The organism is Chloracidobacterium validum (genome assembly GCF_018304825.1).
Lineage (GTDB): Bacteria > Acidobacteriota > Blastocatellia > Chloracidobacteriales > Chloracidobacteriaceae > Chloracidobacterium > Chloracidobacterium validum.
In genome coordinates this window covers 282,009-306,281 of the sequence record NZ_CP072649.1, presented here as the reverse complement: position 1 = coordinate 306,281, position 24,273 = coordinate 282,009, and the positions used below count along the sequence as shown (strand labels likewise).

Sequence of the window (24,273 nt, the reverse complement as noted above, 5' to 3'; positions counted from 1 at the left end):
TCCAAGCCTGCACTGATCCGCATGCCTCCACCGCTATGGACATCATTTACAGCCACACCAACAACTGGTACCACGCCGACTTCGCCCGGCGGCTCTATGCCGACTTGCCGGAAGCTCTCCGCGCTCAGACACGGTTGTGTAACGTCGTGGCGTGGCTGGATGACACCCCGCATGACCATGTCGTGGTTGTCAACTGGGAAGAAGTTGTCCGCGAACCGCAACTTGGCAGGGGAGTAACCGACCTCTGCGCGCGCCTGGCCGACATTCCGCGCCGAACCCTGCTTTCGGCTGAGTGTGTCGGCACCGAGTGGTTTGAGAAGCAATTTGCCGAAGGCATTGCCTGGACAGAACTCATCGAAGTCGGGTGGTTTGGCTATCCACTACCGGAGCGGTACCGGGGCCTACCCTATCACGTCCTCGGCACGGTAGCGACGCGCGCCGAGCAGGAAGCCATGGAGCGCCGGCGCGCGGCGTTGGACGAAACGCCGGACGACCCGGCCGCCCGCCCCATCCCCTGGGCTTTTGTCGGCATGCGGACACCGGCGCGCGTGGCGTTTGCCCACGAACTCGTCCACTGGCGTCCCGGTGGATTTGTCTTGCTGACCGACGCCGGGCCGGCGCGACCGGGCAGCGGACGGCTGACCGAAGCTGGGCTGGCGCGGGTGCTCCGCCGGACGCCACTTTATATCTGGCGCGCCCAGCACCCATTTCCCTACTTTGAAACGTTTCGCGTTCACGACGCGCTCCGGCATGGCGCCCTGCCGGTCAAGATTGATCCTGACCACGCGGCGCATTTTTCCGGTGCGCCCGGCGTGTTCCCGTCCCTGAAGGCGCTTGCGGCGGCGCTGGAAAGCCAGGGCTGGACGGCGCTGCTCAGAGCGGCTTATGAAGCGGCGCTGGCCCGTCCCACGCTCGGCGCGGCTTTTGCCGCGATTGCTTCTGGAGGCACACCCAACAGCCATGCCCACGGTTGACACCGACATCATCTGTAGTCGGGCGACCGACTGGTTTTACACCGATCTGGCCGAGCGCCTGTGGGGAGACTTGCCGGAAGTCCATCGCGCACGGACGCGCCTCTGGGATGGACCGGACTGGCTCCGGGCCACGCCCGCGCCGCGCGTCGTGGTCGTCAACTGGGTGGAAACCATCCACGATCCACGGCTATCACCGGCTGAGGTGGCCGCGTTTATGTCAAAGGTCAATAGCGTTCCAGAACGGGCGCTGGTGGCGGCGGAATGCGTAAGCGTCGTCTGGTTTGAGCGCCAGCTCGACGGTCCCGACTGGACGGCCATCATTGATGTCGGGTGGCAGCCCCAGACGCCACTGCCGGCCGTCGCGGCCAAGTACCGGTTCCTACACTACGCGCCGACCCAAGCCGAACAGGCTGTGCTGGCCCAGGTCAGGGCAGTCCGTCCCGAAACGTTTGCGGCGCGGCCACTTCCCTGGGCGGTCGTCGGGGCGCTGACGCCGGAGCGCGCGGCGCTGGTGGCGGCATTGGCCGACTGGCAGCCGCATGGCTTTGCGTTTTTACCGCCGGGCGAGCCGTTCCAGGTTCGCGCCGACCGCGGGCGGCTCGATCGCGCCCGACTGGCGCGTGTGCTGCGTCAAAGCCGGTTTTACATCTGGACTTCACACCATGCCCATCCCTACTTTGAGTCGTTTCGTGTCCTGGATGCCCTGCTCTCTGGGGCGTGCCCGGTCAAGTTGGATGCGCGCCATGCCAGCCGCCTGCGCCATCTTGGGTGCGTGCTGACCGATGTCGAAGAGCTGCGCCGGACGGGAACGCCCACTTGGGCAGCGGAACGCATCACCGCGTTGTGTGACCAACTGCTGGCGCAGCCCACGCTGGGCAAGGCGTTTGCTACGCTGTGGTGGGAGTGAACATGGCGATGGAAAAACGGGCCGGGGTTTCCGTCCTCGTGCCGAACTGGAATCACCGTTTTTGTCTGCCCCGCGCGCTGCGGTCAGCCGTGGCCGGTCTGCGCCGACTCCAGACGGTCGGGATTTCTGGCGAACTGCTCGTGGTGGATGATGCTTCACGGGATGGCTCGCAGAAGTACTTGCTCAATCTGGCGGCGCACTACCCTGACCTGACGGTGCGCGTGGTGTGGCTGGGGAAAAACAGCGGACTCGGCGCGGCACGCAATGTCGGGCTGATGCACGCCGCCTACCGCCATGCCTGCCTGCTGGACGCCGACAACGCGCTCGAACCGGAAAATCTTGGGTTGTTTTACCGCGCGGCATGCGAAACCAACGCGGCACTGACCTATGGGAACCTGCTCGTGCTGGGCGAGACCGAGGCCGAGCTGCTTTCCAACGAGGCGCTCCAGTCGCGGGTGTATCGGCAAAATTACGTGGACAGCTTTGCCCTGCTCGACGTGACCGCCGCGCTGGCGGCCGGCGGCTATCAAACCACCCGCGGACTGCTCGAAGACTGGGAGCTGATGCTGCGCCTTCTGACCCGTGAGGCCTTGATTGTCTTCGTGCCGGCCGTGTTTGGGTACTACTACCGCCTGCCCGGCTCACTGCATACGGTGGCGCCGGAGTCGTTGGCGCATCGGGTGCGCCGAGTCTTTGACCAGGATGAACTCCGCAGCCGCGAGGGACGGCTGATCGGGCGGATGTACCATCCTGACCTGGGGTGGCTGGCATGACTTGGCTTCACAAAGCGGACGGCATCACCATTGGCATGGCGAACTGGAATCACCGCCTGTTTTTGCCGCGCAGCGTGAACTCGGCCCGCCAGGCGCTCCAGACGCTGGCCACCCGGGGTGTGCCCGGTGAACTCATCGTCGTGGATGACGCCTCGCGGGATGGCTCGGTTGAATGGCTCGCCCAGGCATCCGCTTGGTTGAGCGACCTGCCCCTGCGGGTGTCATTTCAACCCCACCAGCAGGGACCGGCGGCGGCCCGCAATCGAATTTTGCAGATGGCGCGTTACCGGTACATTTGCTGGCTCGACGCCGACAATATCCTCCAGGGCGCCAACCTGTGGCTGTTTTGGCGCGCCATCCGGGAAACCGGAGCGGCCGTGGTCTATGGCAATCTGATTGTCAAGGAAGATGGGCGTGTCAGGGCGCTAACGTCAAACGTCGTCTATCGGTCAGCGGTGTTCCATATGAATGAAACCGACATGTGCAGCCTGTGCGACGCGCGCCAGCTCCTGCAATGCGGCGGACTTCAGACCGAGCCGAGCATCAACAGCAACGAAGATTGGGAGTTGTTTCTCCACTTGGCTGATGACGGACGGCTGATTGTCTTTGTCCCGGCCGTGTTTGGGACGTACTACGTGCGGCGGCAGTCGCTGTCGTATGGGTTTACCCCCCCCAATGCTGTCGTCCGCCGCATGCACGACCACCAGCGCCACCGCAGCTTGGAAGGGCGCATTCTGGGGCGCGTCTATCATCCAGACATCGGCTGGCTGGTGTGAACGCGGCGGTGGGATACCGTGGGACGGCGAGTTCTCTGTTCGGCAGCGCGGACTGGAACCTTCCATCCGCCCATGTCAGTTCTCCTCCAGCCGCTCGGTGTGCCGAAGGCGGGGCAAGTAACGGCCGTTTTCCGTCGTCGCCAACCAGCGCACGAGACCTTCGCGCACGTTGACCCGCAGATCGAACAACTTCGCCGGTTCGTTGGCCGACATGGTGGCACGTAGGACAAGGGCACGTTCGTTGACTTCATGGATAATCAGCCGACATACCTGGGCGTTCCAGTTTGGGTCGTCCTCGCATAGCCGCTGCAACTCGGCGCGCATGGCATCCAGTGGGACGCCAAAATCGGCCTGCACGAACACCATGCCGATGAGTTCGGGGGTGTAGCGCGTCCAGTTTTGGAAGGGACGCTCCAGAAAGTAGGACACCGGCAGAATGAGCTGCCGCTTGTCCCACAGACGCACCACGACAAAGGTGAAGGTCAGCTCCTCAATCTCGCCGTACTCGTTTTCGACGATGACCGTGTCGCCCACTCGAATGGGCTGGGTAATGGCAATTTGAATCCCGGCGACAAAGTTGCCGATGGTCTTCTGGGCGGCAATGCCGACGACGACGCCGACGATCCCGGCCGAAGCCAGCAACGACACCCCAATCGTCCGCACGACCTGAAACTGCATCAAAAACAGCGCCGCGCCGATGATGACGATGGCCATCTGAACCAGCCGCTGCAAAATGGCGATGCGCGTTGCGGCCGAACGGCGGCGCTGCTCCTCCGTGCCATCGGTGGCAAGCCGCTGAAGCGCGATCTCCGATGCCACCGCGACCAGCTCGAACCCAAGCCACAGCGCAACCAGCGTCAGCGCGATGCCAAAGCCAGCTTCGATGCGATTCTGAACGGTTCTAGGGAGTTCAACTAGGTCCTGCCCAAGCGGGAGCAGGAGCAGCCAGAGAAAAACCCGGACTGGATGCCGCAGCGCAGTGTATGCCGGCTCGATGTCGGCCGCCACCCGGCGCACCAGCGAGCGGATGGCGCGTGTCAGCAGCAAGACCAGCAACCAGGTAATGACTGCCCAGCCCAGGACGACGAAGATGTCTATGTAGCGTTTCCCAAAAAACTGAACGATGTTCGTCCACACCGGATTGGCCAACGACTCCCCTCACTTCCCGGTATCAGTCTCCACGCTAGGCAGCAGCTCCGGCCAGGACCGGCGTTTCGAGGCGCTGGTACGCCGCATTTCGCTTGCAGGGGATAAAACCGGCTTCCCGGATCACGCTAACTAGGCGCGCCTCGTCGGCGCGGTACTTTGCCCCGGCCGCCGAAACCACATTTTCCTCGATCATGATGCTGCCCATGTCGTTGGCGCCGCCCCGCAGCGCCCGGCGGGCAACGTCAAACCCCTGCGTCAACCAGGAAACCTGAAGGTTGGGGATATTGCGCAGGTACAGCCGCGCGGCCGCAAACCACCGCAGATAGATTTCCGGCGCGATGCGGTCGGGAAAGATCTTTCCAATCGGAACGCTATCCGGCTGAAGCGTCCAGGGAATGAACGCGATGAAGCCGTGGGTCCGTTCCTGTAGCTCGTAGAGTTTGCGCAGATGCTCCAGCCGGTGCAGGTCGGTTTCGCCCATGCCGTACATCATCGTCGCCGTCGTCGGGATGCCCAGCTCATGCGCGGTTGCCATAATCGAAAGCCACTCCTGGCTGGTGCACTCGGTTCGGCGGCGCATGCGGATTTCATCCACCAGAATTTCGCCGCCGCCGCCCGGAATCGAATCCAGCCCGGCCGCCCGCAGGCGCTGAAGCACCTCGCGCACCGAAAGCCCATTGACACGGCTGAAGTTGAGGATTTCCGGCGGTGAAAAACAGTGCAGATGAATCCGGTAGCGGGCTTTGAACTGGCGCAGGAGTTCCTCGTACCAGTCCAGCTTGAGGTCGGGATGCAGCCCACCCTGCATGAGAATGCCGCTCCCTCCGAGCGCCAGCGTTTCTTCCACCTTGCGAAAGAGCGTTTCGTAGTCGTGGACATACCCTTCCGGGTCGCCGGGTTTGCGATAAAAAGCGCAAAACGTACACACCGACGTGCAGACGTTCGAGTAGTTCACATTCCGGTCAATAATGTAGGTCACCACATTGTCTGGGTGCAGGTCCGCCCGCAGGCGGTCGGCCCAGTCCAGCAACGCCTCGAGCGGCGCGTGGTAAATCACATCCAGCCATTCACTTGCCGGCGGGCGTTCGCCCTGGTAGAGGCGTTCGAGTCGGGTTGAAAAGTCACTCATGGCGTCAACATCACCAACCAAGTAGCCGCATACGCTTGACGGGCGACTGGACACTACACGGCGTCTGGCTGCCGCGCAACGCGCTCTCGATGCCCAGGCGACGGCATACAGCAAACAAACCCTGCTTTCCAATCGCAGTTGACCTCATCCGTGGACTGGCCACGGCGCGTAAAGCAGAAGACGGACCAGTTCGTAGGGGCTGCCCGGCATCGTGAGCAGTGGCTGGCACGGCGCCAAAGCCGGTGGCATAAGCTTTTGCCAGGACAACTTTTTGCGTGCCAAGTTTTGTGCGCCAAGTTACACTTGTTTTGGTTGCCGGCATTTTTCGCTACCCACCGCCTCGGCGCATAGCCTTGACCGACGCGCTGTGAGCGGGTGACACCTATGACCGAACGGTTCGACATCGTCATCATCGGCGCCGGGTCAGGCGGGCTGACGGCGGCAGGGTTTGCCGCGCAACTCGGTGCCAAAGTCGCCTTGGTTGAAAAACACCGCATTGGCGGCGACTGTACTTGGACGGGCTGCGTGCCGAGCAAAGCTCTGCTCAAGGCAGCCAAAATTGCCCACGAAGTGCGTCAGGCAAGCCAGTATGGCATCGTGGCCGAGCCACCCCGAACCGACATGGCGCGGGTCCGGGCCTACGTGCAGGGCGTCATCGGCAGTGTTTACGCTCACGAAGCGCCGGAGGAACTTCAGCGCAACGGCATCGAGGTCATCCTGGCCCCGGGACGATTTCTCGACGCCCAAACGCTCGCGGCCGGCGACCGCGTGTTGACGGCGAAGTACTTTCTCATCTGCACCGGCGCGCGGCCGTCGCCGCCTGATCTGCGCGGACTCGACGCCGTGCCCTTTCTGACCTATGAAACCATCTTCGACCTGGATGAACTGCCCGAACAGATGATTGTGGTCGGCGGCGGACCCATTGGCTGCGAACTGGCGCAGGCTTTTCAGCGGCTGGGTTCGCAGGTCACGCTCGTGGCGGCGCGGCTGCTACCCAAGGAAGAACCTGAAGTGGACCAAACGCTCCGAACGGTTTTTGGGCAGGAAGGCATGCGGTTCGTGGCGGGCCGCGCGCGCACTGTGGCGCGCCAGAACGGCCTCATTCGCGTTGAAAGCGAAGCTGGTGTCGCGGAGGGCGATGTTTTGTTCATTGCTGCCGGGCGGCGTCCGAGTGTCGCCGGCCTCGATCTCGACAAGGCCGGCGTTCAAGCCGACGCCCATGGCATTCCGGTGGACACCAATTTGCGCACCAACGTCAAGCATATCTTTGCCGCAGGGGATGTCCTGGGTGGACACCAGTTCACCCATTTTGCCGGCTGGCAAGCCTTTCTTGCCGCGCGAAATGCGCTGTTACTCGGCAGCACCAGTGGATTCACGGATATCGTGCCGTGGGTGACCTTCACCGACCCGGAAGTTGCCCATGTCGGACTGACCGAAGCCGCGGCCCGCGCCAAACATGGCGACGCCATCAAGGTCAACCGGTGGGCCATGGACCGCACCGACCGGGCGGTTTGTGACAACGATACCGCCGGCTTTCTCAAGGTGCTTTCGCGCGGTGACGGCACACTGCTTGGGGCAACGATGGTCGCGCCGCGCGCCGGGGAAGCCATCACGGAGTTTACGCTGGCGCTCAACCACCGGCTCAAGGTCACGGATGTGGCAAATGCCATCCATGCCTATCCAACCTATTCAACGGCAGCCCAGCAGCTCGCCGCCGGTGTCGCCGTGGAAAACTTCCTGACCGGCACAGCCGGAAAAGTCATCCAGAGCCTGTCGAAAATCATGCGCTGAATTTTACCGGGAGCCTTGCCGGCAAGATGGCCGCATCCGGTTGTCCGCCAACGACCACGTCACGTAGTTCCATATGCCGTCACCGTTCAGTCTGCGCACCATAACCCCAAGCGTTGGAAGCGTTTTAGGTCCGACCAAGTCTCAGCGGGGCCTGGGCCGGGCGCGCCCCATCAACCGAATATATCCACCGGAGTATCCCCTATGAGTGACACCACCAGCGTCCTTGAAGCCGTGCCCGACGCGGCCACCTCCACCGTTTCGCCGCCAGAGCCACCCCGCAAGCGGGATGCCGACTATGTGTTTTTGGAACTCACCCGCAGCATTTGCCCCGAATGCACCAAGGTCGTGGACGCCCACATTGTCGTTCGAGATGGCAAGGTCATCATGCGGAAGCGCTGTGACTGCGAACGCGCCAAGGGCAAGCTTTACGAATCGCTGATTTACGCCGACGCGCAGGCTTACATCACCAACGTTCGCTACAACAAGCCCGGCACCATTCCGTTGCACTTCAACAGTGAGGTCGTCGAAGGCTGTCCGCACGATTGCGGCTTGTGTCCTGACCACCAACAGCATACCTGCCTGGGCATCATCGAGGTCAACAGCGTGTGCAACATGGATTGTCCGCTGTGCTTCGCGGAAGCCGGACCGGGCTTCAGTCTCACGCTCGAAGAAGTGCAGTCCATCCTGGATGATTTTGTCCGCGCCGAAGGGCGGGCCGAAGTCGTGCAGTTTTCGGGTGGCGAGCCAACCGTTCACCCGCAGATTCTGGACTTTCTGCGCGAGGCCCAGAAGCGGCCCATCAACTTGGTGATGCTCAACACGAACGGCAAGCGCATCGCCCGTGACGATGCATTTCTCGATGAACTGGCCCAAATCCAGCCGGCGCTTTACTTCCAATTCGATGGTTTTGACCGGGAGACCTACCGCACCATTCGGGGCGAGCCGGATATTCTCGAAGAGAAAATTCGCGCGCTCGACCGTTTGGCGGAAAAGGGACTGACGGCGGTGCTGGTGCCGGCCATCGAGCGCGGGGTCAACGACCACGAAGTCGGACGGATTGTCAAATTTGCCATGGAGCACCCGGCCGTGCGCGGCGTGAACTTTCAACCGGCATTTCACGCCGGACGCCACATGGCGCACGATCCACTTCAGCGCATGACGATTCCCGACATTCTGACCATGATCGAGCACCAAACCGACGGCCTCTTCCGCAAAAGCGACTTCGTCCCCGTGCCGTGCTGTTTCCCGACCTGCAACTCCGTGACCTATGCCTTTGTCGAGAACGGCACGGTGACCCCACTGCCGCGCGTCGTCAACGTCTATGACTACCTGGACTACATCACGAACAAGGTCATGCCGGATTACAGCGCCGAGATCAAAATCGCGCTCGAAGGGCTGTGGTCGTCCTCGACCGCGCCGGGAACCGCCAAATCTGCCAAGGACCTTCAGATGTCCTGCCAGGCCTGTGGGTTTGAGTCGCTGAGCATCGGCGAAATTGCGGACAAAATGAAGATGATCATGCTGCAGGACTTCATGGATCCCTACACGTTCAATCAGAAGAACCTCATGAAGTGCTGCAAGGAATTTCTGCTGCCGGGCGGCAAGCAGGTTCCATTCTGCGCCTACAATACGATTGGTTACCGCCAGCAGGCCCGCGAGCAACTCGAAGCCATCGAGTGGGAGCGCAAGCTGGCGCGCAAGGAAGGCAAACCATTCCAGGTGCGTCCGGTCACGTTTTCCTTTAGCCAGGAGTCAAAAGCATGAATACCCTTGTGGGAGAACCCACGGCCCCGGAAACGGTCAAGTCCTGCTGCGCGCAGTTTTACGAAAGCGATGTGGTGCGCTTTCTCTTCGGTGATTCATTTCATCCGGGTGGGCTGGCGCTTACCAAACGGTTGGGAAGTGTCATCGGGTTGGATGCCACCACCCGGGTTCTGGACGTTGCCGCCGGGCGCGGCACCAGCGCGCTGCACTTGGCGGCAACCTTTGGCTGCGACGTGGTTGGCGTGGACTTTGGCGCGGAAAACGTTCGGCTGGCAAACGAAGCGGCTGCCGCGCAGGGGCTGGCCGAACGAGTCCGCTTCGTGGTCGGTGACGCCGAGCAGTTGGACCTTCCCGAAGCCAGCTTTGATGCCATCGTGTGCGAGTGCGCCTATTGCACCTTTCCAAACAAACCGCAGGCGGCGCGCGAATTTTTCCGGGTGCTCAAGCCGGGCGGGCGCGTTGGGCTGAGTGATTTGACGCGCCGGGGTCCATTGGCGCCCGAGCTGGCGACCTTGCTTGCGTGGGTTGCCTGCATTGCCGATGCGCAGCCGGTGGAGGATTACACGAACCTGCTCACGGCTGCCGGGTTTGCGCCGGGCGTCGTCGAGCCACACGATGCGGCGCTCGGCGATATGGTCGCCAGCGTCCGGGCCAAGCTCTTAGGGGCGGAATTGATGGTCGCGCTGAAAAAGCTCGACCTGCCGGATGTGGATTTCCCCAAGGCGAAGCAGGTTGTCCAGAGCGCAGCCGACGCGATCGGGCGGGGCGAACTGGGCTACGCCATCATCACCGGCGTCAAGCCGGCATAGGCTCGGCTGGGGGCGCCGGCTGCGCTTGCCAGGCCGTGATATAGCCAAAGGCGGTTGGAAGCTCAGCGCGACATTCGACCGTGGCAAATCCGCTCTGGCGCATCTGGTCGGGAAGCTGACCCTGCACATTGGCTTCCGTGACGTCGAAGCCGTCAAACAGGCGAACCGGCAAGAAAGCCAGCGCTTCCAGCCAAGTCTGCGGCGCGCCGTAATCAGCCAGGAGGAGCCGGCCGCGCGGGTTCAGGACGCGCCGGATTTCGCGCAACGCGCGCTGCTTTTGGGGTGTCGTCAGGTGGTGGAAGACCAGCGACGTGACCACCACCTCAAACTGGCCGTCGGGAAAGGGCAACTCGGTCGCGGAAGCGCGGGTGAGCGACCAGGCAACCCCGGCCCGCCGTCCCTTCTGTTCGGCAATTGCTAGGGCAACCGGATCGGCGTCCACGCCAAACAGTCGCGCTTGGGGCTGGCGCTCATGCAAGTGGAGCAACAGCGTGCCTGTTCCGCATCCAACGTCCAAAACGGATTGTCCCGGTTCCAGGGGCAGCAGAGCGGACAAACGACGCTTGAGCACATCATCCCGGATGGCGACTTTCGCCACCGCGTCAAACCAGGGCGTCAACGCTGGAAAAGCCAGCGCCGGACGAAAATCACGCAAGGACGAGGTAGCTTGTGGCTCAGGCAGGTGGCTTGGCACGGCGCGTCGGTGGCCTCTCTAAAAGCAAGCTCGGACAAAAAAACGCGGTGGAGGGGTCCACCGCGAAGCAGAGAGGAGGAATGTACACTACGCCACAGGTGGCCGCAGCCACTCTTGCCGGGCAAGAGCTAAAGCCGAGACCGCCTGCAAGACAGATTACACTGTGACTTTCTAAAAAAGTTCCGGATTTTTTTTGACGACCAAACGTTGCCGGTCGTGGACAAGGCGAGGAGCGCGTCCGCGCCCACCACATCCGGTTGGTTGACGCCCGGTAGCGCGCGCTAACCAGCCTTTGAAGCGAGTTGGTCAAGCTGGGCCCGCACGCCCCGCAGCCGCTGGGCCGTCCGGTTCCACACGTACGCAATCACCTTGTCGGTCGGATAGCGGCCGTTCTGGTTGTATTCCGTGGCGCGTAGGTTGGGATACATCCGAAGAATTGGCGCCAACTCCGGCGCAGACTCGGCGAGCGAGATGCGGCGATCGGCCCCCTGCATCGTCGCCCATAGGGGACGAACCAGTTCGTAGCTGCGCAACACCCCGCGCACGTCGTCAAAGAAGTCTGACTGATCGTCATAGTCGTCGTACTTCGACAGGAACGCCTCCACGGCAACGCGCGCGTCAATCACGAGCGCGTCATATTGGCTAAACGTTGGATTGCCGTTGACCAAGGTGTTGACTCGACCAAGCGCATCCAGAGCTTGACGGGCATCATTCACAAAGCGCTTGTCAATCCGCTTGATGGGTTCGCCAAAGGTCAGAACGGAAATACTTTTCAACGCAATCGTGGCCTGCTCGCCACCGGCGTTGAGATAGGTCACACCTTGTAAGTCCAACTTGACCAGCTTGCCGACGATTTCCAGTCCATCGGTGCGCATGATGCGGACATCCTTGCCGACCATTGGGCTGACCGGCTGGGGCGCTGGCCGGCGCGGAGGCTTGCGACGTTGTGCCACCGCCGCATCGTTCGTGACGAGAAACAGGATTGCCAACAATGCCAGACCAAGCCGAGTCCAGCGATACACCAAAAGCTGCGCACATTGCCAATCGCAAGTCATAGGTCAAAGCCTTCACCAACCACAAATTACGAGAATTACGAGGCTAGAAAGTCGGCGTCATCACAGGGGACGTTGAACGCCAGGTATGAGATCACATCCTCATAACTAAGTTGCCCATTCCGCCAACACCGTTCCCGGCGCGCCGTCAGAATACCATCCGTGGCGGCATAGTCGCTGTAGGTGATGCGCTCGCCCAGGTGGGAGTCTTCGAGGAAACGACACTGGAAGTGCGCGGCGTCGAATCCATAGCGCACCTCCTCAGAAACCAAATCAAGCCGCCAGACTGATTCGCCATCGGCATCCCGGTCGGGGAACGGGCCGGTGTAATCATACTCTTCAGCATGGGCCAGAAAGTTGCGCGGATAAAGCCGGACACGCCGCTTGATGGTTTCCAGTTCAAGCGCCGCCAGCGGCCCGGCTTGCCCGTCCTGGATGAGGCAGCCGGCAAAGCCGTTGATGATGAGCACGCGCGTTTTGCCATCCGCATGGCGCTCAACCACCCGGATGCGCCCGCCAAAGGCACGGAGGACTTCAAGTTCAACTGTTTCCGATGGGTTGACCAAGGTGCGACGAATATGCATCAGCACCGTCCGCGCGCCGTGCAGCGCGACTCGTCCACCGATGGCCAGCATGCAGCGTTCGATAAAGGCGTCAGGGGAAGTCGTCCAGTCCATAAGACGAAGGTAACCGCGTCAATGATGCTCCGACCGAACCGCCCAAGTCCAGCGTGAGGCTTCAGGGGTGTGAGGTGTGGCAGCGCCAGGAGCCGTGTATCTGGAGCCGTGTATTCAATGCTTTTCTTCGCATTCAATCGTGCAGCGGCGCGAGTGTCCACCATTTTTGGTTGAGGTTGGCTCGTGGTTGAGCTTTTTGGCGATTTTTTCGCCGTTATCAAGGCTGTTGCCCTGGAGCCGGAATGCAATGACTTGACTTGCGCGCCCAAGTTCATTACCAACAGAGGTACGTCGGGGCGTGGCTCAGCCTGGTAGAGCATTCGCTTTGGGAGCGAAGGGTCGCAAGTTCAAATCTTGCCGCCCCGACCACCTTCGCTATGGCAGGCGTTCAAGTTTTCAAGTAGTACCCAATGATGCTCGCCAGTGTTTCCGCGCCGTTTTGGAAAGTTCTTTTAGGCAAACTCCAACTTTTCGGCGCCTGGCTGGCGGGATTTGGTTTGTTTGGGGTGCTGCTACTGGCTTACGTGGATTCCGTCATTCCGCTGACCCCCATACCAGACGCCACGCTGGCCCTCCTCTGCGCGCAAGGCGCGGTTTGGTGGTGGTGGGCGGCGGCGGTTGCCGCGGTTGGTTCGTCACTGGGGTGCATGACGGTCTATTGGCTGGTGCGCCGGCTGCGCCAACGTTTCATGGGGCGAAGCCTATTGGCGCGGCGACTGTCGCCGGAACGCCAGGCCCGCATCGAAGCCCTGATTCGGCGCTACGACATCGCAGCCTTGGCGGCCGCGGCCGTCATGCCGCCGCCGTTTCCCTTCAAGCCCTTCGTCATCTGCGCCGGGCTTTTGGAGTTTCATCAGGGTCGCCTGTTTTTGGGGCTGTTCATCGGACGCGCCCTGCGCTACGGAACACTCGCCTATCTGAGCATGCGCTATGGCAGTGAAGCGATGAGCATGCTTCAGCAACACACGGGCTGGTTTTTCCTTGGGGTCGGGGCGCTGGTCGCCATCCTCGGCGCTTACCTGTTGGTTCGGTGGTACGTTCTGCGCCGGCCGGCCGGGGCAGCGCCGCAAGCCAGCCTGTCGCCTGACATCCGCGCCCAAGACGCCTGATCTGACACGCGCCGGGCCTTAGTCTATGAACTTCCTGCGCTATGGATGTTCGACGTTCCTTGTGCTGGGCGGCCTGGTCGTGGCGTTCCTCGCGCTCTATGACGCTTTCCAACCGAACCGCAACTGGGCGCTCGTGGCCGGCATGCTGGTGGGTGGGATCGTGGCCTTTCTCGGCGGGACGGCCATGATCGAAATAGCCAATGCCCAACGGCGACGGCGGGGCGAAGCCGAAGCGGCACGGTGGTTGCCGCGCTTGTCGGCCGAACACGGCGTGATTACGGCGCAAATGATCGAAGACCGCACACCACTGAGTGCCACCCAAACGCGCCGGTGGCTAGAGCAAGAAGTCGCGGCTGGCCGCCTTGAACGCCTCGGCCCGGAACGCTACGTCCTCGCGCCTTCCGCGTCGCGCTCAGAGCCGCCGCCAAAGTAAAATTCCCTTTCAAAAAAAGGCCATTTGACGGCACTTGGCTAGGCGTGAAGTCCAAGGCGGCTCGCGCCTCCCGGTCGGTTGCCACCAATGGAAATTTACGCCAAAGTCACCTTCGCGTTTGCCAACCCAGCCAAAGGTGAATAACCCATGAAACACCTGATTACCCTGATTCCGGGCGACGGCATTGGCCCGGAAGTCACGGCGGCCACCTTGCGCGTCTTGAGCGCGGCCGGCGTGGATATTACCTGGGAACGCTTTCCCGCCGGCGCGCAGGCGCTGGCCGAACATGGCACGACGATTCCCGATGCGTTGTTGTCTTCCATCCGCCGAACCCGCGTGGCGCTCAAGGGCCCGGTAACGACACCGGTTGGCAGTGGGTTTACCAGCGTCAACGTCGGACTACGCAAGGCGCTCGATCTGTACGCCAACATCCGCCCGGTCAAAACCATTCCCGGCGTCAAGACCCGCTATGACAACGTGGATTTGGTCGTGGTGCGCGAAAACACCGAAGACCTGTATTCCGGGCTGGAGCACGTCGTCGTGCCGGGCGTGGTTGAAAGCCTCAAGGTCATCACCGAACGCGCCTCGACGCGCATCGCCCGGTTCGCCTGCGACTACGCCCGCAAGCGCGGACGCAAGAAAGTCACCGTGGTCCACAAAGCCAATATCATGAAACTATCAGACGGGTTGTTCCTCGACTGTTTCCGCAAGGTCGTCCAGCACTACCCGGAAGTGCAGCCCGAAGAAAAAATCGTGGACAACATGTGCATGCAGCTCGTCATGCAACCGGAACGCTATGACGTGTTGCTGATGGAAAACCTGTATGGCGACATTCTTTCCGACCTGGCCACCGGACTCGTCGGCGGTCTCGGCGTCGTGCCGGGGGCGAACATCGGGGACGGGATTGCCGTCTTCGAGGCGGTTCACGGCAGCGCGCCGGACATTGCCGGGCGCGGGCTGGCCAACCCAACCGCGCTGATTTTGAGCGCCACGATGATGCTGCGCTATATTGACGAAGTAGAATCGGCCGAGCGTATCGAGGCCGCCTTGTTTGCGGTCCTGGGCGAAGACCAAATCAAGACGCCGGACCTGGGCGGCACGGCAACGACCACCGAGTTCACGGAAGCCATTGCCGCGCGATTGACGGCAGCCCCGTCTGAATAAAAAAGCCGGGCGCGCATAACGCCAGACCGCAAGTCCGCTAAACGCACGCCAGGCATTTCCACGAAAATGGAAAGGAAGTCATTATGTCGTTACTGAGGTATCGTTGGGGCATCCTGGGTGTTGTCTTTGGTCTGATGTTCTTTGGCTGGTCGCCGCATCCGACGGACTCCCAATCCACCGCTGAATCCTCCACGACGAACCAACCGACCGACTGGCTAGCCGTTCAGCTCCCGGCGGCCAATCGCGGTGAAAACATGTATCGTCCGGTTGCGCCGCCGAGTCTGCGGCTGCGTGGCGAACGCCTGTCCGCAGCCGACGTCGCCAAGCAAGCCCATCGGCTGTCGGCTTTTACGCCGGAAGGGCTGGTCATTGCTCCCAATCAGATTGGGGCCAACCGCGCGGTGTCACCCGACTGGCTCGCCACCGCGCAGCGGCTCGGTGTCCTGCGCTCGAAGCAAACCGCCGCAGAACTGACAGGCTACGCTGCGGTGCTTGTGTCGCCACGGGCCGCGGCGCTCCGGCTGCACTTCACGGAAGTCAATCTGCCGCCGGGGGCTGAAGTCTATGTCTATGGTGTGGCCGACGACTGGGTATCCGGTCCCTATCGGGAACGTGGACCCTTCGGCAGCGGTGAGTTCTGGACGGATGTCCTAGCCGGCGATACGGTCGTGGTGGAGTGGCTTACGCCTGCCGGCGGGGCGCCAGCCTTTCGGATCGGCGAAGTGAGCCATATTTGGGATAGTCCATTGCCACCGACCGTTTCGGCCACCGGTAAAGTCGCAGCGGGATGGCCCGAAGCCGGCGCGTGCAATCTCGATGCCATGTGCGGACCCGAGCCAGAAAAAGACGGCGTTGCCCGAATCGCCTTCCAGACTAGCCAAGGAACTTCCGTTTGCACCGGGACCGTCCTCACCACGCGCAACGGCGACTTCGCGCCGTTTTTCCTTACGGCCAATCACTGTGTCAGCGCACCGTCCGAGGCCCAGAGCGTCCAGGCCTTTTGGTTTTACCGGACCACGGCTTGCAACAGCGGCGTGGTCAGCAGTGGTTTCTTTCGGTCACCGACCGGCGCGACCCTGCTTCAAACCAATGCGCCGAGCGACCATACCTTGCTCGAAATTCTCGGCGTGATCCCACGCAACCTGTTTCATGCCGGCTGGGATACGAACCCGCGACCTAACGGCACGAATGTCTTCGCGCTCCACCATCCAGACGGTGGAACGCCCATCTCAAGTCCACAACTGTCATTCCTGCGGCGGTCGCTGGGCGTGATTGCCGGACAAAATACCAACTGTGGTGGGGGCACCGGGTTGCAGGGCGGCTACCAGATCAACTGGAATCAGGGCGTCACCGAACCGGGATCGAGCGGTTCGGGCATCTGGTACACCACCAGCCAAGGTAGTTTTCTCATCGGTGTCTTAAGTTGCGGCCCGGCCGCCTGCGGTGTCCCACCCAGTCAACTCTTTGACAACTACGGTAAATTTTCTGCCTTTGCGCCGAGCATCAACAACTTCCTGGATGGCGGCTCAGACGACAGCTTTGAGCCAAACGACACTCGCGCCACTGCCAACTTCGTCACCTTACCGGTCAACGCCAACAATCTGGTCGTCAAGCAGGTGGCAGAAGACTGGTACGCCGTTCAGGCGACCACCGGGGCGCGCATCACGGCGACGGTCGCCTTCACGCACAACTTTGGCGACATTGACCTGGAGCTGTATCGCAACCAGGAAGCCCAGCCCGTTGCTATTTCAGCCTCAACCAACAACAGTGAAACGATTGATTTCACCAATACCGGACCGAACAATGTGTTTTTCCTGCGGGTTTTTCTATTCAATGACACGCGCAATACCTACCAGATGACGCTCAATGTCACCGGCGGCGCGCCGCCGCCGCCGGCCACGACGGTTGGGATGTTCCGCCCATCCAACGGCTTCTTCTACCTGCGCTTCAGCAATACGCCGGGCTTTGCCGACACGGATTTCTTCTATGGACTCCCAGCGGATGTCCCCGTCATCGGCGACTGGAACGGCGATGGCGTGGACACGGTCGGCATTTTCCGCAATGGGCAGTTCTTCCTGCGCAACAGCAACACGGCCGGCTTTGCCGATCTCCCAATCATCGTCATCTCCGGCACGCTGCCGAGCGACATTCCCCTTGCTGGCGACTGGAATGGCGACGGGATTGCCACCGTCGGGGTGTTTCGCCAAGGGCGCTTCTTCCTGCGTAACAGCAACACGTCGGGGCCGCCAGACATCGTCTTTGACTACGGTGGGAGCGATGACTTGCCGATTGTCGGCGACTGGAACGGTGACCGGATTGACACCATCGGCGTCTATCGCAACGGCACCTTTTTCTTGCGCAACAGCAACGGCCCCGGACTGCCGGACATCACGGCGACGTTTGGCGCAGCGGGGGACACGCCGTTGGCGGGCGACTGGGACGGCAACGGCGCGGACAGCATTGGCGTGTTCCGCATCAGCGGGACATCGGCGCAGTTTTTCCTCAGCAATGCGAACGTCTCTGGACCGCTCCCGCCACCCATCAACTACGGTCTGACGACCGACCGACCGGTGGTTGGCAAGTGGCGGTAAACGACGTTCCCGTGGAAGCTGAAGTTATTGTCCCGCCAGCGGCTCACCGGCAGCGGCTCGATGAGTTTGTGCGCGCCCAAGTCGGTGACTGGCCGCTGGCGGCCATTCGCCGGGCCGTTGCCGAAGGACAGATTGTGGTCAACACACAGACGCGCACCGCCGGGTGGCGACTACGGGCGGGGGACCGCGTCCGGTGGCGACTGGTGGCACCGCGCCAGGTGCGCGTCCCAGTTGAAGCCTTTACCCTGCCCATTTTGCATGAGGATGACTTCCTGCTGGTCGTCGCCAAGCCGGCCGGAATGCTCACACATCCAACCCCCAAGGAACGCGCCGGAACGCTGCTCAATGCCCTGCTGGCACATCCGGCCTTCACCGGCCAGAACCGTCCGATGCTCCTCCACCGACTTGACCGCGACACCTCAGGCATCGTGATGGTGGCAAAAAACGAACGCGGCGCGCGCGCCTTCGCGCCACTGTTTCAAACCGGCGAGATAGCCAAGACGTACTTGGCGCTTCTCATCGGGCAGGTGACGGAGAGCCACGGCCTCATTGACGCGCCGATTGGACGCGCGCCCTTTTTGTGGCCGCGCTGGCGCATTTTGCCCGACGGCAAACCGGCGCAAACCCGCTTTACCATCCCGCGCCAAACTGCTCAGGTGTCGCTGGCGCGCTTTCAGCCGCTCACCGGTCGCACGCACCAGTTGCGGATCCATGCGGCCCATCTGGGCTATCCAATCGTCGGCGACATGGTTTATGGTCGTCATTTGAATGAACGTCTCTTTGCCGAAACCGGTCGCCGCGCGTCACGCCACCTCCTCCACGCCGCCGAACTGGAGCTTGAGCATCCGATTGAGCAGCGACGGCTTCACCTACGGACGGCGCTTCCCGACGATTTCATGCCCTGGTTGGCATCCATCCCCGCGTAAGGAACTACCTCACCGATGAATCGTGCCTGGTCACGACGCGCTTTTCTGACCACAACCTTTACCGGCGCCGCCACGCTGGTCGTCCGCGGCGCGCAGTCGCCACCCATTGCCTTTGCCATTCACGGCGGGGCCGGCGTCATCGAGAAACAAGCCATGTCGGCCGAGCGTGAGGCGCTCTTCCGGCTGAAACTGACCGAGGCCGTTACGGCGGGACATAACGTCCTAAAGCGTGGCGGTTCGGCGCTGGATGCCGTCGTCACGGCCATTGTGCTGATGGAGGACTCCGGCGTCTTCAACGCCGGCAAGGGCGCGGTGTTTACCAACACCGGAACATGTGAACTCGACGCCTCGATCATGAACGGCGCCAACCGCGCCGCCGGCGCCGTGGCCGGCGTCAAGCGCATCAAGAACCCCATCCGGGCCGCACGGGCCGTGATGGAACGCTCGCCACATGTTCTGATGACCGGGGTCGGGGCCGAAGCCTTTGCCGCCGAACAGGGCTTGACGCTGGTTTCACCCAAGTACTTCGGAACGGAAGAAGGTCGGCGCGAACTCGAAAAGCTCAAGGCCGAAGAAGCCAAACGCAAGAAAGTCGCTCAGGCTCTTCCATTCCAGGGCAAGTTCGGCACGGTGGGTGCCGTGGCGCTCGACGCGCAAGGCAATCTGGCCGCCGGAACTTCCACCGGGGGCATGAGCAACAAGCGTTTCGGGCGGGTTGGCGATGCCCCGATCATCGGGGCGGGAACCTATGCTGATAACGCCACCTGCGCGGTTTCGTGCACCGGACATGGCGAGTATTTCATTCGGTCGGTCGTGGCGCACGACATTGCCGCTTTGGTGGCCTACAAGGGCTGGTCACTCCAACAAGCGGCCGAAGAAGTCGTCATGAAGAAACTCGTCGCCATGGGTGGCATGGGCGGACTCGTCGCCCTTGACCGCGCGGGCAACATTACGATGCCCTTCAACTCGCCGGGCATGCATCGGGCCAGCATCGGCCCGGACGGGCGACTGTTTGTCGGCATCTACCGTGAGGACGGCTGACGCCACGGCAGATGGCATTTCACACGCCTGGCAGAACCATTAGGCTTGCGGGCAAGCTCGGTTTCGAGAAAGGCCGATTGTCGTCATGACCTATGCCCACACGAGCGCCGTCCACCTGCATCCCGCGCTGCGGGATGCGCATGGGCGCGTCATCCGTGACCTGCGCATTTCCATTACCGACCGGTGCAACTTTCGCTGCACGTACTGCATGCCGGCCGAGGGCGTTGTGTGGAAAACGGCGGATGAGTTGTTGACGCCGGATGAAATTCTGACGCTGGCGCGGGTGTTTGTCCGTCTAGGCATCGAGAAACTGCGGATCACCGGCGGCGAAGCCCTGCTGCGCGACGATGTCGTGACGCTCGCACGCGAACTGCGGCGGCTGCCGGGACTACGGGATTTGGCGCTCACGACCAACGGCTATCGGTTTGAGCACTATGCCGCCGCGCTGGCCGAAGCCGGGCTGAATCGCATCACGATCAGCCTCGACTCCCTCCGGGAGGATACCTTCTACCGACTGACGCGGGTGAAGGCGCTCGACCGGGTGCTGCGCGCCATTGACTTGGCGCACCGCTATGGCCTGACGCCGGTGCGCGTCAACTGCGTGCTCATCCGGGGCGTCAACGACGATGAAATCGAAGCCTTCGCCGACTTTGCGCGCGCGTGGAACGTCAGCATGCGCTTCATCGAGTACATGCCCTTGGACGGTCCGGGCGAATGGCGGCGCGAGTTGGTCGTTCCGGGGCGCGAAGTTCACGCCCGTCTTCAGGCGCGGTATCCACTGTTGCCCGTTGCCGGGCAGCCGGCGAGCGAGACGGCGCGCCGGTACCGCTTCGCCGACGGTGCGCCGGGGGAAATCGGGATCATTGCCCCGGTGACGGAGCCGTTCTGCGGCGCGTGCAGCCGCCTGCGCCTCACGGCCGACGGCAAACTTCGGACGTGCCTTTTTTCGGTCGTCGAGTATGATTTACGCGATGCCCTGCGCGCCGGCGCGGACGAGCGCGACTTGGGCAACCTTGTCCTGGCCGCCGTCGCCAAGAAAGAGGCTGGCCACCGGATCAACGAACCGGATTTCATCCCGCCGAGTCGAACGATGTCGTGCATTGGCGGGTAACTGCCAAGGAACAGGGGGTTCCGATGCCTGCCAAGCCCACGTCGCCGATTGCGGCAATCTTCAATGGACTCGAAAAAACATACCGCGCCGGGGCCTATGCCAAACCGACGACCTTTTACTTTTCACTCGATGATGAAAAGTGGACGGTGACGCTCGATGCCACCGCATGTCAGGTGACAAAGGGCAAAGTGACCGACCAGGCGGATGTGGTGCTGAAAACCTCGGCTGAGCTCTTCCTGCAAATGTGGCGGGGCGAATACAAGCCCGGCGCGGGCGACTTCTTTGCCGGCCGCATCAAGTCGAATGATCCCCAGGCTTTGAAAGCCTTTATCGCCGCTTTTTCCAAATCATGATGCGAGGTCTTGGACGCCGAATCGTGACAACGGCGGTGGCGGCGGTGGCGGCAACGGGTTGGCTGCTAATGGTCAGCTTGGTCGCCGGCGGGCAGTCGCCGGCGGAGAAGGCTTCGGGACAAACGTTGACCGTGCCGCAACTGGCGGCGCAGCTCGTGGACGATGACGTCGAAACCCGCCTGCGCGCCGCGCTGACCCTCCGCAAGTTGGGCGCGGCGGCAGCGCCCGCCGCTGCGGAACTGGTCAAGGCGCTGCGGGATGAGGACCCACGGGTCGCCGAGCAGGCCATGTGGACGCTGGTCTTCATTGGCTCGCCGGGCCTGGCGGCCGTGCCAACGCTGACGGCGATGGTTCGGGATGTTGATGAACCCAACCGCGTCACGGCAGCCGTGGTGCTTGGTCTGATGAAGACCAGCCAGGCGGACGCCGTGGCAGCCTTGGTTGAGGCTACCCGCAGCAGCGATGTGCAACTGCGCCGGGCGGCAGCCCTGGCCTTGGGGGCGCTTGGCTCGGCGGCGCTTCCGGGCGTGACGCCGCTCGTGCGACTGACCACTGATACGAACCACGAGGTTCGCCAGGCGGCGGTGACCGCGCTTGGCCGGCTCGGCGGCTATGCGGCGCCGGCGCTACCGGCGCTCAGGGCCTTGGTCGGTGGCGATGACCCGAACCTTCGCCCGCTGGCAGCGGCGGCCGTCCGGCGAATCGAAGGCGAGATGGCGCGCCCGCTTGGTCCGGCCACAACGACCGAAGCCTTGCCGCCGGCGGCAACGGACTTACCAGAACCAACCCCACCCGCGACGGCGCTTCCCAGACCGCCCGAACGCCCACCGCTGGCCGTGCCATCCACCGTCCGCCCAGCGCCGACGACAGATGCCGCTGGCGCGGCCGCGCCCAAGGTGCGCACCGGTGTCGTCCTGCTGTCACAGGACAAGCCGCGCTATACGAGTGAGGCCGCGGCGCGAAACCTGACCGGCATCGTGGTTGTCCAGGTTGAGTTTCGGGCGGATGGTCGCATTGGCGAGGTGAGGCTGGTGTCCGGCTTGGGTGGCGGCCTCGATGAAGAGGCCCTTCGGGCGGCACGCAGCATCAAATTTACACCGGCTCAGGAAGACGGACGCCCCGTTACGACAACCATGGATATCAAGTACCGCTTTGTCCGGGAGTAGCGCGCCAGCAAGCCACAGCCACAAAAGGCCTCCGGCGAACGGTTGATTGCAGCACGCAAGGGCGACCCGCGTTGCAGTAGCCACCTAACCATAGCTGCTCTCAGTCCGGGACAACGGTCAAGACTTGGTGAAATCCGTGGCCCAAGTCACGAGTGGTCAACCTGAGTCGGTACACCCGATCTTCCTGGGTTGGATGCCAAGCATACCAGTCGCCGTCGTGATTCTGGATGATCTGCTCGATGAAGAGCGCCAGGTGCGCAAAGGTTTCATCCAGCGTCGCCGCGCTCAACTGATACCCGCGCTCCAGCTCGAGCAGGACGTGAAAGAGATCAGCCGTCAGCCGCAGCCGGGCGGTCTGTCCCCGCGCATTGCGATGCGCGAGAAAAGCTTCGTGGGGCAGGCCACGCCGGTCAGGCCCCAGTCCCCCCACGTCCAGCCAAGCTGCCTCCACGGCAAACGCATCTAGCCGCGTTTCGATCCAGAACACCGTATCGGTCGGCGTGCGTGGATGAATCCGAAAGGGAAGGCTGTCTGTTTTCGCGTAGGCAAGCGGTGGTAACAGTTCCGCTTTGGATAGACCCCGCCCCAGCCGCTGCACCACGGACCTCCGCTCCGCGTCGGACAGCAAGGGAACCTGCTGTAGCAAGTCGAGATGCCGTCCGCGCGCCAGCCCCAGGTAGGCGGTTTTGCCACCAATCTGCGCCACCGTTTCCGGCAGCAACTCAAAGTAGGCCTGCCGCCGCGCTCCGGCAAGATTTGGACGCCGCTGGCGCTGGCTGGCCAGCAAATAGCGATCGAGTCGGGCATCCGCCTCCCGGGCCGGATCAAAGACCGTCAGGGCCGCGAGGAGTTCGCCCTGCCGATCCGGCGTTTGCGCGTCAAAGACCCGATCCCAGTACGGCGGATACGGCTTTCCCTTGCAGTGAGCGTCACAGGAGGCGGTTCCGAAGAGGATGTAAACCAGCGTACCCCGGAGGTCGCGGATCGTCAGATGCAACTTGCCAAGCTGATGAACAGCCTGTAGGGCACGGTACAGTTGGTGGCGGGCATGTTGCTGCTTGGGCGCCGCTACCCGCCCCGGCAGGTTATCCGGCCCAAAGTACGTTGCGGCCCGAAACACGGGACAATGCGGCTGGGCCACACAGGTGCCGCACTTCTGCCACATCGTGGCCGCGTCGGCGCTTCCGTAGAGCTGATCGAGCAAGGCATCCAGAAACCCGGTGGTGAGCTGTCCGGTGGCGTCAAACTCGCCGACGAGCGAACGGCGGTTGAGATGGAACAACCCAATGTGTGGGGCGTCATCCGTTCCATTGCCGTCCAGCCGGCGGAGTAGGGACCGGGCGAGGGGTGTGGCTTCCCGTCCCCGGCCCAGCCAACTCAACAGCCGTCCATCGTTGATGGCCAGCAAGTGAACGATGTCTTCGGACGGTGGCCCGTTGACAAAAGGCGCCAAGAACTGATCCAGCAAGAGATCAGAAGACCCTTCCTCCCAGGCCGCCGACCCATCGAGGTTGAACCGCACCCGCAGCCCATCGGCCAGCCGATACTCGACCGGGCCGCCCTGCCGCCGAGTGTTCCCAAGGCCAAGCCGGCCGGCCAGGTTTTGCAGCAGCGCGGTTTTACCATCGCCAGCATTGCCGCACAGGATGATGAGCCGGAAACGCCGACCGGTGACGGCATCCAGGAGCTGGGATTCCAGCCCCGTCGCCACGTAGGTCTGGCGGGCAAAGTCGCTATCGAGTCCGTGGGTCTCGATGTTCCCACGGCGCGAACCGGGATAGGCCTTTTGCACGTCACGCAGCCATTCCAGGCGGCGTGGGCGACGCTCTACGGTCATGACTTCCCCACCACTTTGGCTATCTGAAACCAACGCTCGGCCATAGA

The 24,273-nt window shown here is 62.5% G+C and carries 22 protein-coding genes and 1 tRNA gene; 17 read left to right on the top strand and 6 right to left on the bottom strand.

All coding sequences use genetic code 11. The features are described 5' to 3' along the window. The first annotated feature begins 35 nt into the window (after nt 1-35). Genes J8C06_RS12415 through J8C06_RS12400 form a run of 4 tightly spaced genes read left to right on the top strand, consistent with a single transcriptional unit; the run spans nt 36 to nt 3,430 of the window. The gene (locus tag J8C06_RS12415; protein ID WP_211430469.1) at nt 36-974 is read left to right on the top strand and encodes a hypothetical protein; all 939 of its coding nucleotides are present in this window, start codon (nt 36-38) and stop codon (nt 972-974) included. Beyond that, nucleotides 961-1,881: a hypothetical protein gene (locus tag J8C06_RS12410; protein ID WP_211430468.1), complete on the top strand. Its 921-nt coding sequence runs from the start codon at nt 961-963 to the stop codon at nt 1,879-1,881. The genes J8C06_RS12415 and J8C06_RS12410 overlap by 14 nt, the downstream gene beginning before the upstream one ends. Nucleotides 1,882-1,883: 2 nt before the next feature. Beyond that, complete coding sequence (locus J8C06_RS12405; protein WP_211430467.1) at nt 1,884-2,654, top strand: glycosyltransferase family 2 protein; 771 nt, start codon at nt 1,884-1,886, stop codon at nt 2,652-2,654. Continuing rightward, the gene (locus J8C06_RS12400) at nt 2,651-3,430 is read left to right on the top strand and encodes a glycosyltransferase family 2 protein (RefSeq protein WP_211430466.1); all 780 of its coding nucleotides are present in this window, start codon (nt 2,651-2,653) and stop codon (nt 3,428-3,430) included. The genes J8C06_RS12405 and J8C06_RS12400 overlap by 4 nt, the downstream gene beginning before the upstream one ends. A 75-nt stretch (nt 3,431-3,505) precedes the next feature. Here J8C06_RS12400 and J8C06_RS12395 read toward each other — a convergent pair whose 3' ends face one another. Together J8C06_RS12395 and mqnC are read right to left on the bottom strand one after the other, a co-directional pair. Beyond that, nucleotides 3,506-4,579: a mechanosensitive ion channel family protein gene (locus J8C06_RS12395; RefSeq protein ID WP_211430465.1), complete on the bottom strand. Its 1,074-nt coding sequence runs from the start codon at nt 4,577-4,579 to the stop codon at nt 3,506-3,508. Nucleotides 4,580-4,613: 34 nt separating this feature from the next. Continuing rightward, nucleotides 4,614-5,708, bottom strand: coding sequence for a cyclic dehypoxanthinyl futalosine synthase (gene mqnC / locus J8C06_RS12390; RefSeq protein WP_211430464.1), 1,095 nt, complete (start codon nt 5,706-5,708; stop codon nt 4,614-4,616). A gap of 384 nt (nt 5,709-6,092) precedes the next feature. Between mqnC and J8C06_RS12385 the strand changes: the two genes are divergently transcribed. The 3 genes from J8C06_RS12385 to J8C06_RS12375 all read left to right on the top strand — a co-directional run bounded on the left by J8C06_RS12385 (nt 6,093) and on the right by J8C06_RS12375 (nt 10,072). Then, nucleotides 6,093-7,499: a dihydrolipoyl dehydrogenase family protein gene (locus J8C06_RS12385; protein WP_211430463.1), complete on the top strand. Its 1,407-nt coding sequence runs from the start codon at nt 6,093-6,095 to the stop codon at nt 7,497-7,499. A 201-nt stretch (nt 7,500-7,700) separates the two neighbouring features. Beyond that, nucleotides 7,701-9,263 (top strand): radical SAM protein, encoded by a 1,563-nt coding sequence (locus J8C06_RS12380; RefSeq protein WP_211430462.1) that lies wholly within the window; start codon nt 7,701-7,703, stop codon nt 9,261-9,263. Beyond that, nucleotides 9,260-10,072 (top strand): class I SAM-dependent methyltransferase, encoded by an 813-nt coding sequence (locus tag J8C06_RS12375; protein WP_211430461.1) that lies wholly within the window; start codon nt 9,260-9,262, stop codon nt 10,070-10,072. Before J8C06_RS12380 ends, J8C06_RS12375 begins: the two co-directional genes overlap by 4 nt. Here the strand turns inward: J8C06_RS12375 and J8C06_RS12370 are convergent. From J8C06_RS12370 to J8C06_RS12360, 3 genes are all read right to left on the bottom strand, one after another. After that, complete coding sequence (locus J8C06_RS12370) at nt 10,059-10,727, bottom strand: class I SAM-dependent methyltransferase (protein WP_211430460.1); 669 nt, start codon at nt 10,725-10,727, stop codon at nt 10,059-10,061. The genes J8C06_RS12375 and J8C06_RS12370 overlap by 14 nt on opposite strands. Nucleotides 10,728-11,047: 320 nt before the next feature. Next, nucleotides 11,048-11,821: a hypothetical protein gene (locus tag J8C06_RS12365; protein ID WP_211430459.1), complete on the bottom strand. Its 774-nt coding sequence runs from the start codon at nt 11,819-11,821 to the stop codon at nt 11,048-11,050. 35 nt (nt 11,822-11,856) lie between these two features. Next, on the bottom strand, nt 11,857-12,495 hold the full coding sequence (locus tag J8C06_RS12360) for a hypothetical protein (protein ID WP_211430458.1): 639 nt from the start codon (nt 12,493-12,495) through the stop codon (nt 11,857-11,859). 292 nt (nt 12,496-12,787) lie between these two features. Between J8C06_RS12360 and J8C06_RS12355 the strand changes: the two genes are divergently transcribed. The 10 genes from J8C06_RS12355 to J8C06_RS12310 all read left to right on the top strand — a co-directional run bounded on the left by J8C06_RS12355 (nt 12,788) and on the right by J8C06_RS12310 (nt 22,389). Beyond that, nucleotides 12,788-12,864: transfer RNA gene (locus tag J8C06_RS12355), tRNA-Pro, on the top strand. Between the two features lie 41 nt (nt 12,865-12,905). Then, complete coding sequence (locus J8C06_RS12350) at nt 12,906-13,604, top strand: DedA family protein (protein WP_211430457.1); 699 nt, start codon at nt 12,906-12,908, stop codon at nt 13,602-13,604. Between the two features lie 25 nt (nt 13,605-13,629). Then, nucleotides 13,630-14,037 carry a winged helix DNA-binding domain-containing protein gene (locus tag J8C06_RS12345; RefSeq protein ID WP_211430456.1) on the top strand — a complete coding sequence of 136 codons (408 nt, stop codon included), beginning with the start codon at nt 13,630-13,632 and terminating at the stop codon, nt 14,035-14,037. Between the two features lie 147 nt (nt 14,038-14,184). After that, a complete protein-coding gene (locus J8C06_RS12340; protein ID WP_211430455.1) occupies nt 14,185-15,201 on the top strand; it encodes an isocitrate dehydrogenase (NAD(+)) in 1,017 nt (338 codons plus the stop codon). 83 nt (nt 15,202-15,284) lie between these two features. Further along, nucleotides 15,285-17,792, top strand: a complete 2,508-nt coding sequence (locus tag J8C06_RS12335) for a hypothetical protein (RefSeq protein ID WP_211430454.1) — start codon at nt 15,285-15,287, stop codon at nt 17,790-17,792. An 11-nt stretch (nt 17,793-17,803) separates the two neighbouring features. Further along, nucleotides 17,804-18,718 (top strand): RluA family pseudouridine synthase, encoded by a 915-nt coding sequence (locus tag J8C06_RS12330; protein ID WP_211430453.1) that lies wholly within the window; start codon nt 17,804-17,806, stop codon nt 18,716-18,718. A 15-nt stretch (nt 18,719-18,733) separates the two neighbouring features. After that, entirely contained in the window at nt 18,734-19,759 is a 1,026-nt protein-coding gene (locus tag J8C06_RS12325; RefSeq protein ID WP_211430452.1) for an isoaspartyl peptidase/L-asparaginase family protein, read from the top strand. A gap of 85 nt (nt 19,760-19,844) precedes the next feature. After that, a complete protein-coding gene (gene moaA / locus J8C06_RS12320) occupies nt 19,845-20,870 on the top strand; it encodes a GTP 3',8-cyclase MoaA (RefSeq protein ID WP_211430451.1) in 1,026 nt (341 codons plus the stop codon). A 23-nt stretch (nt 20,871-20,893) separates the two neighbouring features. Beyond that, nucleotides 20,894-21,223 (top strand): SCP2 sterol-binding domain-containing protein, encoded by a 330-nt coding sequence (locus tag J8C06_RS12315; RefSeq protein WP_211430450.1) that lies wholly within the window; start codon nt 20,894-20,896, stop codon nt 21,221-21,223. Then, complete coding sequence (locus J8C06_RS12310) at nt 21,220-22,389, top strand: TonB family protein (RefSeq protein ID WP_211430449.1); 1,170 nt, start codon at nt 21,220-21,222, stop codon at nt 22,387-22,389. The genes J8C06_RS12315 and J8C06_RS12310 overlap by 4 nt, the downstream gene beginning before the upstream one ends. A 100-nt stretch (nt 22,390-22,489) precedes the next feature. On the opposite strand, the gene J8C06_RS12305 is transcribed toward J8C06_RS12310, so the two are convergent. Next, the gene (locus J8C06_RS12305; protein ID WP_211430448.1) at nt 22,490-24,226 is read right to left on the bottom strand and encodes a hypothetical protein; all 1,737 of its coding nucleotides are present in this window, start codon (nt 24,224-24,226) and stop codon (nt 22,490-22,492) included. Between the last annotated feature and the right edge of the window lie 47 nt (nt 24,227-24,273).

Excerpts from the sequence above, each read along its gene's own strand:
- J8C06_RS12405 (WP_211430467.1), top strand. The coding sequence starts at position 1,884 with ATGGCGATGGAAAAACGGGCCGGGGTTTCCGTCCTCGTGCCGAACTGG.
- J8C06_RS12375 (WP_211430461.1), top strand. The coding sequence starts at position 9,260 with ATGAATACCCTTGTGGGAGAACCCACGGCCCCGGAAACGGTCAAGTCC.
- J8C06_RS12365 (WP_211430459.1), bottom strand. The coding sequence starts at position 11,821 with ATGACTTGCGATTGGCAATGTGCGCAGCTTTTGGTGTATCGCTGGACT.
- J8C06_RS12335 (WP_211430454.1), top strand. The coding sequence starts at position 15,285 with ATGTCGTTACTGAGGTATCGTTGGGGCATCCTGGGTGTTGTCTTTGGT.
- J8C06_RS12345 (WP_211430456.1), top strand. The coding sequence starts at position 13,630 with ATGAACTTCCTGCGCTATGGATGTTCGACGTTCCTTGTGCTGGGCGGC.
- J8C06_RS12315 (WP_211430450.1), top strand. The coding sequence starts at position 20,894 with ATGCCTGCCAAGCCCACGTCGCCGATTGCGGCAATCTTCAATGGACTC.
- J8C06_RS12410 (WP_211430468.1), top strand. The coding sequence starts at position 961 with ATGCCCACGGTTGACACCGACATCATCTGTAGTCGGGCGACCGACTGG.
- J8C06_RS12380 (WP_211430462.1), top strand. The coding sequence starts at position 7,701 with ATGAGTGACACCACCAGCGTCCTTGAAGCCGTGCCCGACGCGGCCACC.
- J8C06_RS12360 (WP_211430458.1), bottom strand. The coding sequence starts at position 12,495 with ATGGACTGGACGACTTCCCCTGACGCCTTTATCGAACGCTGCATGCTG.
- moaA (WP_211430451.1), top strand. The coding sequence starts at position 19,845 with ATGACCTATGCCCACACGAGCGCCGTCCACCTGCATCCCGCGCTGCGG.
- J8C06_RS12415 (WP_211430469.1), top strand. The coding sequence starts at position 36 with ATGGACATCATTTACAGCCACACCAACAACTGGTACCACGCCGACTTC.
- J8C06_RS12340 (WP_211430455.1), top strand. The coding sequence starts at position 14,185 with ATGAAACACCTGATTACCCTGATTCCGGGCGACGGCATTGGCCCGGAA.
- mqnC (WP_211430464.1), bottom strand. The coding sequence starts at position 5,708 with ATGAGTGACTTTTCAACCCGACTCGAACGCCTCTACCAGGGCGAACGC.
- J8C06_RS12325 (WP_211430452.1), top strand. The coding sequence starts at position 18,734 with ATGAATCGTGCCTGGTCACGACGCGCTTTTCTGACCACAACCTTTACC.
- J8C06_RS12310 (WP_211430449.1), top strand. The coding sequence starts at position 21,220 with ATGATGCGAGGTCTTGGACGCCGAATCGTGACAACGGCGGTGGCGGCG.
- J8C06_RS12400 (WP_211430466.1), top strand. The coding sequence starts at position 2,651 with ATGACTTGGCTTCACAAAGCGGACGGCATCACCATTGGCATGGCGAAC.
- J8C06_RS12385 (WP_211430463.1), top strand. The coding sequence starts at position 6,093 with ATGACCGAACGGTTCGACATCGTCATCATCGGCGCCGGGTCAGGCGGG.
- J8C06_RS12350 (WP_211430457.1), top strand. The coding sequence starts at position 12,906 with ATGATGCTCGCCAGTGTTTCCGCGCCGTTTTGGAAAGTTCTTTTAGGC.
- J8C06_RS12305 (WP_211430448.1), bottom strand. The coding sequence starts at position 24,226 with ATGACCGTAGAGCGTCGCCCACGCCGCCTGGAATGGCTGCGTGACGTG.